Source organism: Gluconobacter sp. Dm-62, assembly GCF_018256155.1.
Lineage (GTDB): Bacteria > Pseudomonadota > Alphaproteobacteria > Acetobacterales > Acetobacteraceae > Gluconobacter.
The window spans coordinates 163,302-177,551 of sequence record NZ_JAERLY010000003.1 but is presented as its reverse complement, the minus strand read 5'-3'; the positions used below and the strand labels follow the sequence as shown (position 1 = coordinate 177,551).

Here is a 14,250-nt window from a genome sequence, read left to right as displayed (position 1 = left end):
TGGAGCGGGCGATGGGATTCGAACCCACGACCCCAACCTTGGCAAGGTTGTGCTCTACCCCTGAGCTACGCCCGCACTCCGTGGGAGGGCTTATGACCGAATCCCGAACGGCGCGCAAGAGGGGATACGCAGGATCGAAAGCACATTTCAGACGGGAAAATGAAAGGTTTTCCGGCGAGAATACCAGAAACGAAAAAAGGCACCCGAAGGTGCCTGTTTTCGATGGAGCGGGCGATGGGATTCGAACCCACGACCCCAACCTTGGCAAGGTTGTGCTCTACCCCTGAGCTACGCCCGCACTCCGTGGAGGGGCTTATGACCGAATCAAAGCCATCGCGCAAGAGGGATTTTTCAATTCCGTCGCAATATCCACATCCCGGCCAACTGCGGCATGGTGTGGACTTGCACCCGGGCCAGTCACATCCGATCTTTCAGGGAACTTGTCTTCCCAGCGAACGGTTCCCACCCCATGAGCAGCACATTCGACGAACACCTGATTGGCCAGTCTCCTGCAGGCGCGTCTGCCACCGGAGCCGCCACCATCATTGACGCCGATCAGTCCAGTTTCATGGCAGATGTCGTGGAAGCCAGCCGGACACTGCCGGTTCTGGTCGATTTCTGGGCCCCCTGGTGCGGCCCGTGCAAACAGCTTACGCCTGTTCTGGAAAAAGTTGTCCGCGCTGCCGGAGGACGGGTCAGGCTCGTCAAGGTCGATGTGGAAGCCAACAAGGCCCTTGCCGCACAGCTTGAACAGCTGGGCCTCCCGCTTCAGTCGATCCCCGTAGTGGTGGCTTTCTGGAAAGGTCAGGTGCTGGATCTTTTTCAGGGCGCCCAGCCCGAGAGCGAAATCCGCCGTTTCGTGGAGTCTCTGCTCAAACAGGCAGGGGACGTCATGCCTGCAACAGAAATTCTGACGGCGGCCCGTCAGGCTCTGGCAGACGGACAGGCCGATCAGGCAGCCGGACTTTTTTCACAGCTTCTCGAAACCGACCCCGAAAGCCCGGAAGCCTGGGGCGGCATGATCCGCGCGCTTATCGCCCTGAACGAACCCGAAGCTGCTGAGGATGCTTCTGTGCAGGTCCCGGCGAAGCTGGACAACCATCCCGAAATTACCGGCGCCCGGGCCGCGCTGGCGCTTCATGCCGAAGGCACAAAAGCTGCCTCCGAGCTGGAGACGCTTCACCAGCAGAGCGCTGCCGCACCAGACGATTTCGAGTTGCGCCTCAAACTGGCCGCCGCCCTCAACGGTGCAGGTCAGCGGGCGGAAGCGGCCAACACCCTTCTGGAAATCCTTCGCAAGGACCGCAACTGGAACGACGGGGCAGCGAAAACAGAACTGCTGCGATTTTTCGAGGCCTGGGGACACACGGATCCTGATACGCTGGCCGCAAGACGCAAACTCTCCTCTCTTCTGTTTTCGTGAGCCGATGACCGAAACGCCCGACTTTTCGTCCGACGAGCTTCCCCGTCGCGCACCACCCCTGACGGAACTGACGCTTGCGGACATTCCGCCACGCGTCGGGCTGTTTCCCCTTTCAGGTGCTTTGCTTCTGCCCGGCGGCCATCTGCCGCTTCTGGTCTTTGAGCCGCCGTATGTGGCGCTTCTTGAAGACGCATTGGCAGGGCGCCGGATGATCGGCGTCATCCAGCCCCTCATGGACCCGGATACAGACGAACACCCCCTGCTTTACCGGACCGGGACGCTCGGTCGCATCACGGAATTTGCCGAGCATGTGGATGGTACGTTCACCGTAACCCTGCTCGGCATCTCCCGCTTCCGCCTGATCCGGGAGACCCCGACAGATCGCGGCTGGCGCGAGGGGGTCATTGATGCGACGCCTTTTGCAGCCGATCTCGTCGAGGAAGACCCGCTGCCGATCAACCGTGATCTGCTGTTAAGCGGCCTGAAAACCTATCTCGAATCCCGCGACCTTCAGGCAAGCTGGCAGTTGATCGAGGATATGGACGATGAGACGCTGCTGGTCGTCCTGCCGATGCTCGTCCCGTTCACCCCGGTGGAAAAACAGTCCCTTCTGGAAGCCATGACACTGGATGAGCGCGCGGGGCTCTTGCTGGATCTGCTTGAGAGGGGCATGGAATAGTCATGACTACAGAACTCGATCCACGCCTCCTGTCCCTTCTGGTCTGCCCGGTCACCAAGGGTCCCCTGACCTATGACCGCGAGACCCAGGAGCTCATCAGCCCCCGGGCCAAGCTGGCTTTCCCGATCCGGGACGGGATCCCCATCATGCTGCCCGACGAAGCACGCCAGATCGAAAACTGATCCGGCAGGGGCGCTCAGATTTTTTCCGCAGCGCCGTTCAGAGAGCGCGCTTTCTGAACGGGCTGCATTGCTGCGCTACGCTGTGATGGGCGGGGTGGGGTTTTTCGGACCTTGAAGTTCCGCACCACGCGCGTCAGTTCACCGGCATCACCGACCAGTTTCTGACTGGCGCTGCTGGTCTGGTGAACGATCGAGGCGTTGCTCTTGGTTACGCCTTCGAGCTGTGTCGTGCTGGCGTTGATGTCCATGATGCGCTGGGCCTGCGCTTCGGCTCCCGAGGCGATCTGCCCCACGGCTGTACCCAGACGTTCCACGGACGTGCTGATGTTGCCCAGAGCCGTACCGGTCTCATCAACCATCTGCACACCGCGCTGCACGTCTTCCATGCTGCTGGCGATCAGGGACTTGATTTCCTTGGCGGCCGTAGCCGAACGCTGGGCCAGTGCCCGGATTTCCTGCGCCACGACCGCAAAGCCGCGCCCTGCATCCCCGGCATGAGCCGCTTCCACACCCGCATTCAGCGCCAGAAGATTGGTCTGGAAGGCGATTTCGTCGATGACGCCAATGATCTGGACGATCCGGTTAGAGGAAGATGAGATCTTCGCCATCGCCTCGACCGTCTTGGCCACGATGTCGCGTCCCTGTTCGGTTTCCTGACAGCAGTCGGCCACGGTCGTATCGGCCTGACGCGCCTCATCGGCGACTTCCTTCACCGAAGACGTCAGTTCCGTAATATTGCGCGCAACGGCTGCCAGCGCATCGACCTGTTCGGCGATGCGGCAGGTAATGTCTTCCGTTGACCCGCTGATTTCCCGGGCCCGCTGTTCCACGACACCGGATGTTTCACGGACGGCATGGACAATGCGCCCCAGCCCTTCGCAGGCCCGATGAAAAGCGCCGCTCATGCGGGTTGAACCGTTTTCCAGCGCCGGATCGATCTGCTGTACCAGATCACCACCTGCCATACGGTCCAGCGCATCTGCCAGCGCGTCTGAAAGTGCGGCAAGGCTCTGGATCCGCTCGCCTTCTGCTCGCGAGCGCTCACGGACGTCCAGATTCTGGGTGTAGGTTTCCAGCCCGAGTTCCATATCCAGCAGACCACAGCGGATCAGCAGGCCGATCTGCGCGGCAGCTTCCTCGGCCGAAGTCCCCCGAGCCGGGCGTCGCAGGAGACGGTCCAGAAAGCTGCGATGCGGTTCCGGCCAATACTGGCGGAGCAGATCCGTCACCATGCCTTCGATCAGGAGCGCGTAGCCGCCGACATACCACTGGGGCTTGAGGCCGATGCGGGCATGGGTATTGCCGATCGCACGGGTACTCTCGACGTAATCGGGACCGAAGTCGCCATCGAGAATTCGTCGCCAGTGCTTTTCCTGCTGGCTTCGGGCGCCGGTACGATGCTGCTCGTTGGCAAAAAAGCGGTTCAGGGTCGGAGTCTGGAGAATCCGACCATAGAAACGATCCAACGCGGAGCCCAGAACCCTCAGAGCCTGCGGGCGGATTCTGGCCAGATGGGCTTTCTCGGCTGCACCTATGCCAAGAAAAAGCAGCCGCTCGGCAATGTCTGCCTTGACCTGCTCAATCATAGTCGGGGTCTCCAGAGCGTGGATTTGGCGCAATGTTCAAGGCAAAGCCCCTACCACACCAAGAGTTACGCAATCATGAAGACAGACCAGCGGACCGGAGGTCAGTTAGGCGTATTGTTCTGCCCGTAAGAGACTTCAGTATCAGGCGTTGCGGGATGAGGTGCGATGTCCACACTGCCTCCCTGTCCGCCGAAGGACATGGTTCCGGGAGAAGAGCCGCCTGCGGATTCATGCGAGGACGGCGAAGAACTATCCGCCCCAGGCGGCATGGCCATCACAGGTGCGTCATCGGCGTAAGACACGCCGCTGCCCTGACGGTGATGGGTACTGCCATGGGCGTGCGAACCGTGACCGGGGGCCGCACCCGGCGGTGGCAGAGCGGCCATGTCCGGCGAAGGACCGCTGAACATGGAGCCACATCCCGTCATGGCGAGAAACGACAGCATGAGGAAAGGGGAAACGAAGCGCATGAGACGCAATATAGCACTTTTCAGCGGTTGACGCATCCCTTTGCGGGATGGGACACAGCGCGTTCTCACCGCCGCCCTTCTCTCCCGCGGCATGTCCAGCAAGGATGCATTCTCCATGTTCGAAGGCCGGATCACATCCCCCGCCGCGCGTCGTCGCGTCTGGTGGGACAGTCTGTTCGTGGACCACTCCATCTTCCGGCTGGGCTGGACCAATCTCGCACCCGTCGTGCCGGGCAAAGTCTGGCGTTGCAACCATCCCACACCCTCGCGGCTGCGGAGCCTGAAGCGGCGCCTGCACCTGAAGACTTTGGTGAACCTGCGCGGGCACCGCAAATGCGGCTCCGATGCGCTGTCCCGTGGCGCCAGTGCAAAACTGGGGCTGGCCCATCTGGACATGGCCTTTGAGAGCCGGGGGGCGCCGCATCGCGACCGTATCCTGCGCTTTTACGACATGTACCAGACGCTCGCCTTCCCCATGCTCATGCACTGCAAGTCCGGCGCGGATCGTGCGGGGCTGGCTTCGGGGCTGGTGCTGATGTTTGAAGGCGGCACGGCGCAGGACGCGCTGGGGCAGTTGCACTGGCGCTTCGGGCATTTCAACCGCTCGCGCACCGGCATCCTCGACGCGTTTTTCCTGCGCTACCAAAAAGAAGCGGAAGGACGTCTGCCGTTCATGGACTGGGTGCGGGACGAGTATGACGAGGACCGTCTGCGGGCGGACTTCAAGGCCGGAAAGCTGGCTTCTTTCGTGAACGACAGTATTCTGCGCCGGGAATAAGGCTCAGTCTGCCTTTGTGTCCAGCGGGCCGAGGGAGCGGATCAGATCCAGCATCCGCTTGCGAACCGCGGGGTCCGGGATGCGGTAATAGGAACGCACCAGATCAACCGTCTCACGGCGGCTGAACAGGGCGGCCTCATCTACAGGCAAATCGAACAGACGCGGCGGTGGCGCGGCAGGGGTACGGGGCGGTGCGGCACCGAACGCCGACTGCGTCTCGGCGAACCCCATGACGGGCGCCTGAGTGGGCTGCGGCTGGCCGAAGGCCGGATTGAAAGCTGACGCGGGAGCAGAAACCGGCCGGAGCGTGCAGGATTGCGCGGACGGGCGGCTCGCCTGCGGCTCGTGCATGTCATCGAAGAAAAAGCCGATCGGCACATCCAGCACCTGCGCCAGATCGTACAGGCGGCTGGCGCCCACGCGGTTGGCGCCGCGCTCGTATTTCTGGATCTGCTGGAAGGTCAGTCCCAGAGCCTCGCCCAGTTTTTCCTGCGAGAGCCCCATAAGTGTCCGGCGCAACCGGATGCGGTTGCCGACATGGACATCCACAGGCCCCGCCGCAGCAGAACTGCGGGATTCGGGACGAGCGCGATCCTGTGGGGCTTCTTTTTCTGACACCTAAAAATGGTTAATAAAACAACCCTAGATTGTCAATGTTAACCTTTATACACCCCAAGGTCCCAGTCTCGCTTCTTTCGTTCCGTGGGAACGAGCGCCAGAACCATGCACAGGATCGAAAGCGCAAGTGGCGTGGCGCGGCCGAAGCGGGAAAAAAAGGTCGGGGGAAGCGGCGACGGGATGTCACTGACCAGCACGTCGGCCCTCCCCCAGCCCAGACGGGCAGTTTCGTGCCCGGTTGCATCATAGATGGCGGAAATCCCGGTATTATTGGCGAAAACGACCGGCAGCCCTTCTTCCACCGCACGCATCCGTCCGGTCGCCAGATGCTGGCGGGGGCCGGCGCTGTTGCCATACCAGGCGTCATTCGAGATCGTAACGAGCCAGTCCGGACGGTCATTGCGAGCCGTGACGGAGCCTGAGAAAATGATCTCGTAACAGACCATCGGACCCACGCGGCCCAGTCCCGGCAGATCCCATGTCTTCAGGCCCGGCCCTGGCGTCAGGACGCCGGGAAGCACGTTGAACGGCAGGATCCAGGGCTGATATTCGCCGAACGGGACCAGACGGCTCTTGTCATAGATCGCGGCAATGCTGCCATCGGGGGCAACGGCGATCAGGCTGTTGAACCAGTCCTTGCCGGATTCACGATCCGAGCCGACCAGCGCCGGAGCGCCCTCGGCCGCGCGGGCGATCATCTGCCGGGCAAGCGTATCTTCGTCCAGCAGGCCGGGGAAGCCGGATTCCGGCCAGATCACCACGGGCGGACGGCCACCCTGCGCGAAGGCCTTCTGAGCGCCCTGCGCGGTCAGGCTCAGATAGCGGCGGAAATTGCCGACGGCGTCCGCATGGCTGATGACTTCGGCTTCGGGCACGTTGCCCTGCACCAGAACGGCGCGGGGATTGGTGATGTTCAGGGGCGCTGCAGACGACAGGCGCCATGTGCCGAAGCCGATCCAGAGAACCGACACGGCCAGCACGGCCAGCGCCGCGCATCTGCCGCGAAACAGGGTGAGTGAGCCCAAAACAAGAGCAAGCGACAGGCCATCCACACCCAGACCGGCAGCCGGCTGGATCATAATATCGCCGGCGAGCCCCGGAAATTCGAGGTCACTTCCCAGCGGGTTCCACGGAAAGCCCGAGAACATGAAGACGCGCCCCATGTCCATGACAGTCCAGCTTCCCGCGAACATCAGCACGCGCCGCCAGCCGGGACGCACCACGCGACACAGCATCGCCGGGACGCAGATGAACGGGGCGATCAAAAGCGCCACGCCGGGGGATGCGAAGGGCACGACCCACCAGAATTCATGGACGCGGGTAAGGATTGCGTTGGTCAGCCAGTAGAGCCCGACCGTATGAAAGCCCATACCGAACAGGAAGCCGCACCAGGCCGCCTGTTTCCATGTGCGCGCATCTTCTGCCACGCGGTAGAGGATCATCAGACCCACGGGCAGCAGGAACAGGAAATTGACGGGCGGCAGAGAGAGAGCTGCCAGCGCTCCGGCGAGCAGCATCAGTCCAGCAAGGCGCCAGCCGCGGACAGGGAGCGTCGAAATCATGAAAGGACCGTCCGGCTGACGAAAGGGCTGAAACAGAAAAACAGCCGGATCGAAAGGATCCGGCTGCGGGAAGGCTCAGTCGAGGGCGTCGCGCAGGCGGCGTTCATAATGGCGGTAATACTTGTCCGCCAGAAGTTCGCTTTTCACCAGAACAGCGACATCCGTAGTATTGAACTGTTCGTCCACCACGGCACCGTCACCCACATAGCCACCGAGACGCAGATAGCCCTTGATCAGCGGGGGCAGCTTGTTGAGGCAGGCGCGATGATCCAGCACATGCGGGTCAGTCCGCTGCATTTCCACATAACGGTCCGGAAGCGCGCGGATGCGTAGGGCCGGAGGCGCCAGATGGTTGTGATGCATGTAGGTGAGCTGGTCGGCCAGAGCGTCCGGGTCTGTGCCCGGCAGGCTGCCGCAGCCGAACAGCACGTCGATGCGGTGCAGGAAGATGTAGGACGCAATACCGCGCCACAGCAGCTGCATTGCGGAGCGGCCGCGATATTCCTTGGCCACACAGGACCGACCGACTTCGAGCAGACGGCCGGGAAATTCCGTCAGAACCGAGATGTCGTATTCGGAAGCCGTGTAGAAACGGCCAACCTTCTCGGCGGCGTCGGAACGCAGGAGACGGTAAGTGCCGACAACACCAGCGGCGCCGGGGCCCTTGGAGTGGTCGATGACCAGAAGGTGATCGGCGGCTTCGTCGAATTCATCTACGTCACGCTTGGTGCGGAAGGCGCGCTCATCGGGATGGGCACCGAGTTCTTCGAAGAAGACGCGGTAGCGCAGGGCCTGCGCGGCGTCGCGTTCTTCGGCCGTCTCGGCAATCCGCACACCCAGTGTACCGCCCCGCAGCTCCTGAAAACCACCATCGCGATTCAGCGCCAGGGTGGAGAGCGTCTCCATCTGTCGCAGGGTTTCTTCGCTACTGGTCAATGTATGCGAGGCCGGAGCCAAGACTGGAGCGACTGTGTCGTCTGCCGGAGCGGAAAGGGGCGTGCCAGCCGGTTTGGTGGTCATGATCCGCTCTTGTTCCTGTTTTCTGAAGGAGATTTCTTCCTGTCATCAGGCTCGGCCCGACGGCCGAACAGCTCGATACGGTGGGAGACAAGATCGAAACCCAGACGCTCGGCCAGCTGGGCCAGAAGACGCACCGGTTCCTCGTCCTCGAACTCGATGACGCGACCACTGTCCACATCAATCAGGTGGTAGTGATTGCCGCTGTCACTGGCTTCGTAACGTGCCCGGCCGCCACCAAAATCGCGGCGCTCGAGAATGCCTTTTTCTTCCAGCAGACGAACAGTCCGGTAGACTGTCGCAACGGAAATGCGGCTGTCGATCTCGGATGCGCGGCGATAGAGTTCTTCGACGTCGGGGTGATCGTCGGCAACGGACAGGACGTGGGCAATCACACGTCTCTGGCCGGTCATTTTCAGACCGCTTTCCACACAGAGGCGGGCAATGTGCGAATCATCCGGCACAGGGGAAGAAGGGGCCTTCCGATTCCCTGGGCTGGCGCGTCTCTCAGCGGTTTTCGTATCTGCGACCATATCTGCGGCCTAGCCGAAAAACAGGCGTGTTGTCCACTTTGTGGAGCCTGTCAGGCTTTCCCTGCCGCCGGGATGAAGAAACCGGCGGCAGAAAAAAGAGGCTCTCAGTCTTCGCGACGACGGCCGAGGCCGATCTTGCGGGCGAGAGACGAACGGTGGTTCGCATAGTTGGGAGCAACCATCGGGTATTCCGGCGGCAGGCCCCAGCGCTCGCGGTATTCCTGCGGCGTCATGTTGTATGCGGTCTTGAGGTGACGGCGGAGCAGCTTCAGCTTCTTTCCGTCTTCCAGGCAGATGATGTAGTCCGGGAAAACCGACTTGCGAGGTGAAACGGCCGGAACCGGCTTTTCAACAGGCGCCTCTTCCGGAACGTTCACCGTTGCAAGAGATTCATGAACGGACCGGATCAGGGCGGGAAGAGCGTCAGCCGGAATATCGTTGTTCGATACGTAAGCAGTAACGATCTGCGCGGTCAGCTGATGCAGTTCGGGAGCATTTGTCTCTTGCGACATTGTAGTTAAGTCCTTCATCCTTGAGCGAGTGAGCATGTAGCAGTCATAAATTGCTGCGTTCAAGCATAAAAAGAAAGAAACATGTGCGTGACAGAAAATGAAACATTTTTCATAGATATAACTGAAAAAAAATGCCCCATGACGACAGTATATGTGCGCGCCAAACTCGATGCCATGACTTCGGGGCAGAGACTTGAAGTGAGGCTGCGTGGAACAGAAACACGGAAGAACGTCCGGGCCTCCGTGCAGGCACTAGGGCATACAATTCTGGCGGATTCACCTGTTGCTGAAGAGGCGGATCTTTACTGCCTGAACGTTAAACATCGCTAGAAACAAGCACTTGGGCGTCACTTCCATCCCTGTAATAACGGCGGCGGATGCCCGCTTTTACAAAACCGCACTTCCTGTAAAGCGCAATCGCCGGATTGTTACAGACTGCGACTTCCAGAAATACTTTCCCTTTGCGCAGAACGTTTTGCACCAGAGACTGTCCGATACCTCTGCGGCAGAAATCCGGATGAACGGCCAGAGTCAGGATTTCCGTCTCATCGAGAACGGTGCGGGAAAGAATGAAACCGGCAGGGCAGTTGTCTACCAGCGCAATAGTTGCCTCTGTTCCCGTCACTGAAAGCAAAGACTTAAAGGAAGTTGCATCCCAGACTTCACCGCCGCGAAACGTGACTTCATGCAACGCCGCGAGAAGAGATGCACATTCGGGACCCATTGCCTGTAACTGGAAATCCTTTTCAGGACTGCTCACAGTGGCGCAGGCCTCAGACCCGCTGCGGGGGGCTTCGCTTCTGGCGGATCGACATAAAGAGGCATGAGCGGCCCGGGCTGCGCGCTTTCCGCGGCCTGCACGATACCCAGGGCATAAGAAGCCTCGCAGGGCAGGACGGGACAGGGCCAGTCGGTCTTTTCGCCGACGGCATCCCCGCTCACACAGGCCCAGTCCGCTGGATCGAGGTCTACGGTCTGGCTGGCGACGACGGGGCCTTGTGGTGGGTCCACGAAGACGCGTCCGCGACGGGCGATGCTGACACAGACGGCATCCGGGCGGCCGAGCGTGGCGCGGATGGCCGCCCCCAGCGTGACGCCGATTGTCGGGCAGTTCCAGCCTGCCGCCAGTCCTGCCGCGAGTGACAGGGAAGAACGCAGGCCGGTGAACGATCCCGGCCCGACCACGGCGACGACACGATCAGGCGACGTGGTCCAGCCGTTCTGCGTCAGAAGATCGCGGATGGCAGGCGCAAAATGCTCTGAAGCGCCGCGACCGGCCATGAGCTTTTCAGCAACAACATGCCCGTCTTCGATCAGCGCCACGAGGCTGGTCAGGCCGGCTCCCGCCCCTGCCCCGTTGAAGACCACTGTCCTGACAGGACTTGCCTTTACAGACACAGACACGCCTCGCCAAAGTCCAGACGCGCGGCGCGGGGTTCAGCATGATCTGGCGCGGGTTCGTTTTCCGCCGGATAACCGAGCCCGACAAGAAAGTTTACGCGCCAGCCGGTGGCGTTCAGCAGCGTGTCCTCGACCATATAACTGTCGAAGCCGGACATCGGCATGGCAGACAGGCCCAGCATCCGGGCAGCCATGATGAGATAGCCCCCCTCCAGCGTGCCGTTGCGGAACGCGGTCTCGTCGGACAGACCCACATCGGCTGCGAACCAGTCGCGCAGACCCTCCTGCGGGTTCAGACGGGGCAGCGCTTCGAAAAACAGCGGATCATGACAAACGACCGCCAGAACAGGAGCGGCCATGGCGCGGGCCACGTTTCCTGGCGACAGGGCCGGGCGGATACGCTCGCGGGCATCCTGCGTTGTCAGGAAAACGAAGCGACCCGGCGAGCAGTTGCCGGAGGTCGGCCCCAGCTTCACCAGATCGTACAGACGGCGCAGGACATCCTCCCCGACCGGGCGCGGCGAGAAGCTGCGCGGGGTCCGGGCCTGCGTGAACAGGGCTTCTGCGCCCGGAACCGGTGCGCAGTCTGGGTATGTCTGGCCGTCCATCGTTCAGTCCTCGACCTGTTCGACCGAGACGACTTCGGGAACATAGTGCCGCAGCATGTTCTCGACGCCGTGCTTCAGGGTCGCGCGGGACGACGGGCAGCCAGAGCATGCGCCCTGCATGGCCAGATAGACAACGCCGTCCTTGTATCCGCGGAATGCGATGTCGCCGCCGTCACCGGCCACGGCAGGACGCACGCGCGTGTCGAGCAGGTCCTGAATACGGCTGACGACTTCGATGTCCTCAGGGGAAACATCATGCTCCGGAGCGGACTGCGTACCAGAAAGAACCGGACGGCCGCTTTCGAAGAACGTTGTGATCGTGCCCAGCACGACGGGCTTGAGGTCGCCCCAGCTGATATCGTCGGACTTGGTGACGGAGACGAAATCGCCGCCGAGGAAGACGCGGCGCACGTTCGGCTGGTCGAACAATGCCGTCGCCAGTTCGGAGTGTCCGGCGGCAACATCCGCATCGCCGAAATCAACGGGTCGGGCATCGCCGGTCACGCTGCGGCCGGGCAGGAATTTCAGGGTAGCGGGGTTGGGAGTGTCTTCGGTCTCGATGAACATCGTGATCATGTCCTTGCGTTCCAGTCCGCCCTGACATGTGCCACTTCGTCCCAAGGTGCAAGTGTCGGGACTGCATTGGTCCGACTTCCCGTGTTTTTAACGGCAGACCGCGTCTTTTCAGACCTGCTCGCCCTGACCCTCGGTTTTCCTTGACGGAGACGGGAGTCCCTTGGGCAGGATGATAGTGGCACGCAGGCCTCCATAGCCTTTTGACGCATCTCCGCGTCCCAGCACCAGCGTCCCGCCTTCACGGGAAATTTCGCGCTGGACGATGGCCAGTCCCAGCCCGATTCCCCCCGTGGCCCGCGAACGCGAACCTTCCAGACGATAGAACGGGGTCAGCACGCGTTCGTATTCGCTTTCCGGAATACCAGGGCCGCTATCGTTGATGGCGATTTCCAGCGCGCCGTCTTCCCGGGTCCGCAACGTGGCGAGCACGTTGCCGCCGTAGTTGATGGCGTTTTCGATCAGGTTCGACAGGACGCGCTTCATGGCCAGCGGACGGACATGGACCAGCGCGCGGTCCGGTCCTTCGTAACGGGCCTCGTGCCCGCGATCGACATGGTCGTCCACAAGGGTTTCGAGCGTGGCGACGATATTGATGGTGCGCGGGACTTCCGGATCATCCGCGCCGGCCAGATAGGCGAGAATGCCATTCACCATGGCTTCCATCTCGTCCAGATCGGCCTCAATGGCGGTCTGGGCCTCCCCGTCATTGAGGAAGCCGCAGCGCAGGCGCAGGCGCGTCAGCGGCGTACGCAGATCATGCGAGACGGCCGCCAGAGCCTGCGTGCGGTCGTTGATGAGGCTCTGGATCCGGTCCTGCATGGCATTGATGGCATGGGCGAGACCGCGCACTTCAGGCGGTCCACGCTCGGCCAGAGGGACCCATTTCTCGCTGGAGCCAATGCGGTCCGCCACCGAGACGAGCGCCCGAAGCGGCATGCTGAGGCCCCGGATCAGCATGGTCGCAGCAATGGCCACGGCACCAGCCGCGATGGCCGCCGAAGCCAGACCGCGCGTGACGCGGTGATGGCCGAGCATCCCTGGCACACGGAAATGAATGAAGCTGCCGTCCGGCAGACGCTGGGAGCCCAGCACATCCGCGCTTCCCGGTCCCAGCGTGTAAAGGTCCAGATGGGCCTGTTCAAGAATGGGATCGTCTGCCGTCAGACGCCTGACAAGTTGTGTCAGCGCAACCGGATGGTGTCCCGGCAGCACGGGTGTGATGGAGGCCGGTTGCCACGCCACGCTGAGTTCGCTGCCCGAGAGCATGACGGCCAGAAAAGATCTCTGGCTGACGGGGGCGGCGGCAAGCACACGCAGATCCGTGCTCAGCGCCTCGCCCAGCTGGGCGATGCGCACGTCATCAACGATATAGGTTTCTGCCTGACCGTAGAAAATGGCGTTCGTCAGGAACACCAAAGTCACTGCGACGGTCAGGACGACGCAGACGCGCCCGACCAGCCCCAGCGGCCATAGCAGAATGCGATTCTGAATGTTCAGACCCGTTCAACCTCGGCAACGAAGATGTAACCCAGACCGCGCACGGTGCGGATCAGCTGATCGGCATCAGACCCCAGTTTGCGGCGTAGACGGCTGACAAGCACGTCGATGCTGCGGTCCGACACATCGCCCAGACGGGTCCGCGACAGTTCCAGAAGCCGGTCACGGGCGATAACCCGCTGCGGATTGTCCAGAAAACTGGTCAGCAGATCGTGTTCCGCGCCGGAAATATCGACCGTGGCCCCCGTTGGGTCCGTCAGTTCGCGACGGCGCAGGTCCAGTGTCCAGCCGGCAAAACGCAGCGTTTCACGACGCACACGCTCCTGCGGAGCACCGGTGGTGGCAATCCCACGACGCAGCACGGCCCGCACACGCGCCAGCAGTTCGCGCTGGCCAAAGGGCTTGGGCACATAGTCGTCCGCGCCCGATTCGAGACCGTTCACGCGATCACGTTCCTCGCCACGGGCCGAGACCATGATGATCGGCACCTGCGCGGGTGGGGTCTCGTTTTCATGCGAGGCACCCTGTCCGCTGCGCAGGGCGCGGCAGAGTTCAATGCCGCTTTTACCGGGCAGCATGATGTCCATGATGATGAGATCGACGGGCGCCACTTCAAGCGCGGCCCACATCTCATCTCCACAGGCAACACCCCGCGCACGGAAGCCGCCCCCCTGAAGGGCACGGAGAATGAGGGTCCGCATACCGGCGTCATCTTCGACAACGAGGATACGGGCGGGAAGATCAGGGTCGGAAAGATTTGGCACCATGTCTTTTCCATAGTCTCCACAGGGCGGGCATCACAAGCAAC

The 14,250-nt window shown here is 61.8% G+C and carries 18 protein-coding genes and 2 tRNA genes; 5 read left to right on the top strand and 15 right to left on the bottom strand.

What is annotated here, in order from left to right; genetic code table 11:
• Together JK202_RS05535 and JK202_RS05530 are read right to left on the bottom strand one after the other, a co-directional pair.
• A tRNA-Gly gene (locus JK202_RS05535) sits at positions 1-75 on the bottom strand.
• Between the two features lie 148 nt (positions 76-223).
• Positions 224-298, bottom strand: a tRNA-Gly gene (locus JK202_RS05530).
• A 171-nt stretch (positions 299-469) separates the two neighbouring features.
• Here JK202_RS05530 and JK202_RS05525 point away from each other — a divergent pair.
• From JK202_RS05525 to JK202_RS05515, 3 genes are read left to right on the top strand one after another with little or no spacing between them, the layout of a single operon-like run.
• Complete coding sequence (locus tag JK202_RS05525; protein ID WP_211559007.1) at positions 470-1,423, top strand: co-chaperone YbbN; 954 nt, start codon at positions 470-472, stop codon at positions 1,421-1,423.
• Positions 1,424-1,427: 4 nt separating this feature from the next.
• Positions 1,428-2,102 (top strand): LON peptidase substrate-binding domain-containing protein, encoded by a 675-nt coding sequence (locus JK202_RS05520; protein ID WP_211559005.1) that lies wholly within the window; start codon positions 1,428-1,430, stop codon positions 2,100-2,102.
• Between the two features lie 2 nt (positions 2,103-2,104).
• Positions 2,105-2,284, top strand: coding sequence for a Trm112 family protein (locus JK202_RS05515; RefSeq protein ID WP_211559003.1), 180 nt, complete (start codon positions 2,105-2,107; stop codon positions 2,282-2,284).
• Positions 2,285-2,298: 14 nt separating this feature from the next.
• Here JK202_RS05515 and JK202_RS05510 read toward each other — a convergent pair whose 3' ends face one another.
• Positions 2,299-3,870 carry a globin-coupled sensor protein gene (locus JK202_RS05510; RefSeq protein ID WP_211559002.1) on the bottom strand — a complete coding sequence of 524 codons (1,572 nt, stop codon included), beginning with the start codon at positions 3,868-3,870 and terminating at the stop codon, positions 2,299-2,301.
• A 101-nt stretch (positions 3,871-3,971) separates the two neighbouring features.
• Positions 3,972-4,340: a hypothetical protein gene (locus JK202_RS05505; protein WP_211559000.1), complete on the bottom strand. Its 369-nt coding sequence runs from the start codon at positions 4,338-4,340 to the stop codon at positions 3,972-3,974.
• A gap of 115 nt (positions 4,341-4,455) precedes the next feature.
• Between JK202_RS05505 and JK202_RS05500 the strand changes: the two genes are divergently transcribed.
• Positions 4,456-5,118 (top strand): tyrosine-protein phosphatase, encoded by a 663-nt coding sequence (locus JK202_RS05500; RefSeq protein ID WP_211558998.1) that lies wholly within the window; start codon positions 4,456-4,458, stop codon positions 5,116-5,118.
• A 3-nt stretch (positions 5,119-5,121) separates the two neighbouring features.
• On the opposite strand, the gene JK202_RS05495 is transcribed toward JK202_RS05500, so the two are convergent.
• From JK202_RS05495 to JK202_RS05475, 5 genes are all read right to left on the bottom strand, one after another.
• Entirely contained in the window at positions 5,122-5,622 is a 501-nt protein-coding gene (locus tag JK202_RS05495) for a helix-turn-helix transcriptional regulator (protein ID WP_249199724.1), read from the bottom strand.
• A gap of 152 nt (positions 5,623-5,774) precedes the next feature.
• Complete coding sequence (lnt, locus tag JK202_RS05490; RefSeq protein WP_211558994.1) at positions 5,775-7,298, bottom strand: apolipoprotein N-acyltransferase; 1,524 nt, start codon at positions 7,296-7,298, stop codon at positions 5,775-5,777.
• A 75-nt stretch (positions 7,299-7,373) separates the two neighbouring features.
• The gene (locus JK202_RS05485) at positions 7,374-8,204 is read right to left on the bottom strand and encodes a GNAT family N-acetyltransferase (RefSeq protein WP_211559188.1); all 831 of its coding nucleotides are present in this window, start codon (positions 8,202-8,204) and stop codon (positions 7,374-7,376) included.
• Between the two features lie 110 nt (positions 8,205-8,314).
• Positions 8,315-8,848 carry a Fur family transcriptional regulator gene (locus tag JK202_RS05480; protein WP_211558993.1) on the bottom strand — a complete coding sequence of 178 codons (534 nt, stop codon included), beginning with the start codon at positions 8,846-8,848 and terminating at the stop codon, positions 8,315-8,317.
• A gap of 104 nt (positions 8,849-8,952) precedes the next feature.
• Positions 8,953-9,360: a MucR family transcriptional regulator gene (locus JK202_RS05475; protein WP_211558991.1), complete on the bottom strand. Its 408-nt coding sequence runs from the start codon at positions 9,358-9,360 to the stop codon at positions 8,953-8,955.
• Between the two features lie 81 nt (positions 9,361-9,441).
• On the opposite strand from JK202_RS05475, the gene JK202_RS05470 reads away from it, so the two are divergent.
• Positions 9,442-9,690: a sulfurtransferase TusA family protein gene (locus tag JK202_RS05470; protein ID WP_211558989.1), complete on the top strand. Its 249-nt coding sequence runs from the start codon at positions 9,442-9,444 to the stop codon at positions 9,688-9,690.
• On the opposite strand, the gene JK202_RS05465 is transcribed toward JK202_RS05470, so the two are convergent.
• From JK202_RS05465 to JK202_RS05440, 6 genes are all read right to left on the bottom strand, one after another.
• Entirely contained in the window at positions 9,677-10,120 is a 444-nt protein-coding gene (locus tag JK202_RS05465) for a GNAT family N-acetyltransferase (RefSeq protein WP_408872141.1), read from the bottom strand. The genes JK202_RS05470 and JK202_RS05465 overlap by 14 nt on opposite strands.
• Positions 10,117-10,764 carry a tRNA (adenosine(37)-N6)-threonylcarbamoyltransferase complex dimerization subunit type 1 TsaB gene (gene tsaB / locus JK202_RS05460; protein WP_349291826.1) on the bottom strand — a complete coding sequence of 216 codons (648 nt, stop codon included), beginning with the start codon at positions 10,762-10,764 and terminating at the stop codon, positions 10,117-10,119. The genes JK202_RS05465 and tsaB overlap by 4 nt, the downstream gene beginning before the upstream one ends.
• Positions 10,749-11,369 (bottom strand): malonic semialdehyde reductase, encoded by a 621-nt coding sequence (locus tag JK202_RS05455; RefSeq protein ID WP_211558987.1) that lies wholly within the window; start codon positions 11,367-11,369, stop codon positions 10,749-10,751. The genes tsaB and JK202_RS05455 overlap by 16 nt, the downstream gene beginning before the upstream one ends.
• Before the next feature lie 3 nt (positions 11,370-11,372).
• Positions 11,373-11,936, bottom strand: a complete 564-nt coding sequence (locus tag JK202_RS05450) for a NifU family protein (RefSeq protein ID WP_211559182.1) — start codon at positions 11,934-11,936, stop codon at positions 11,373-11,375.
• 117 nt (positions 11,937-12,053) lie between these two features.
• Positions 12,054-13,367, bottom strand: a complete 1,314-nt coding sequence (locus JK202_RS05445; protein WP_349291825.1) for an ATP-binding protein — start codon at positions 13,365-13,367, stop codon at positions 12,054-12,056.
• A gap of 71 nt (positions 13,368-13,438) precedes the next feature.
• Positions 13,439-14,209 (bottom strand): response regulator, encoded by a 771-nt coding sequence (locus tag JK202_RS05440; protein ID WP_211558985.1) that lies wholly within the window; start codon positions 14,207-14,209, stop codon positions 13,439-13,441.
• Positions 14,210-14,250: the final 41 nt, after the last annotated feature.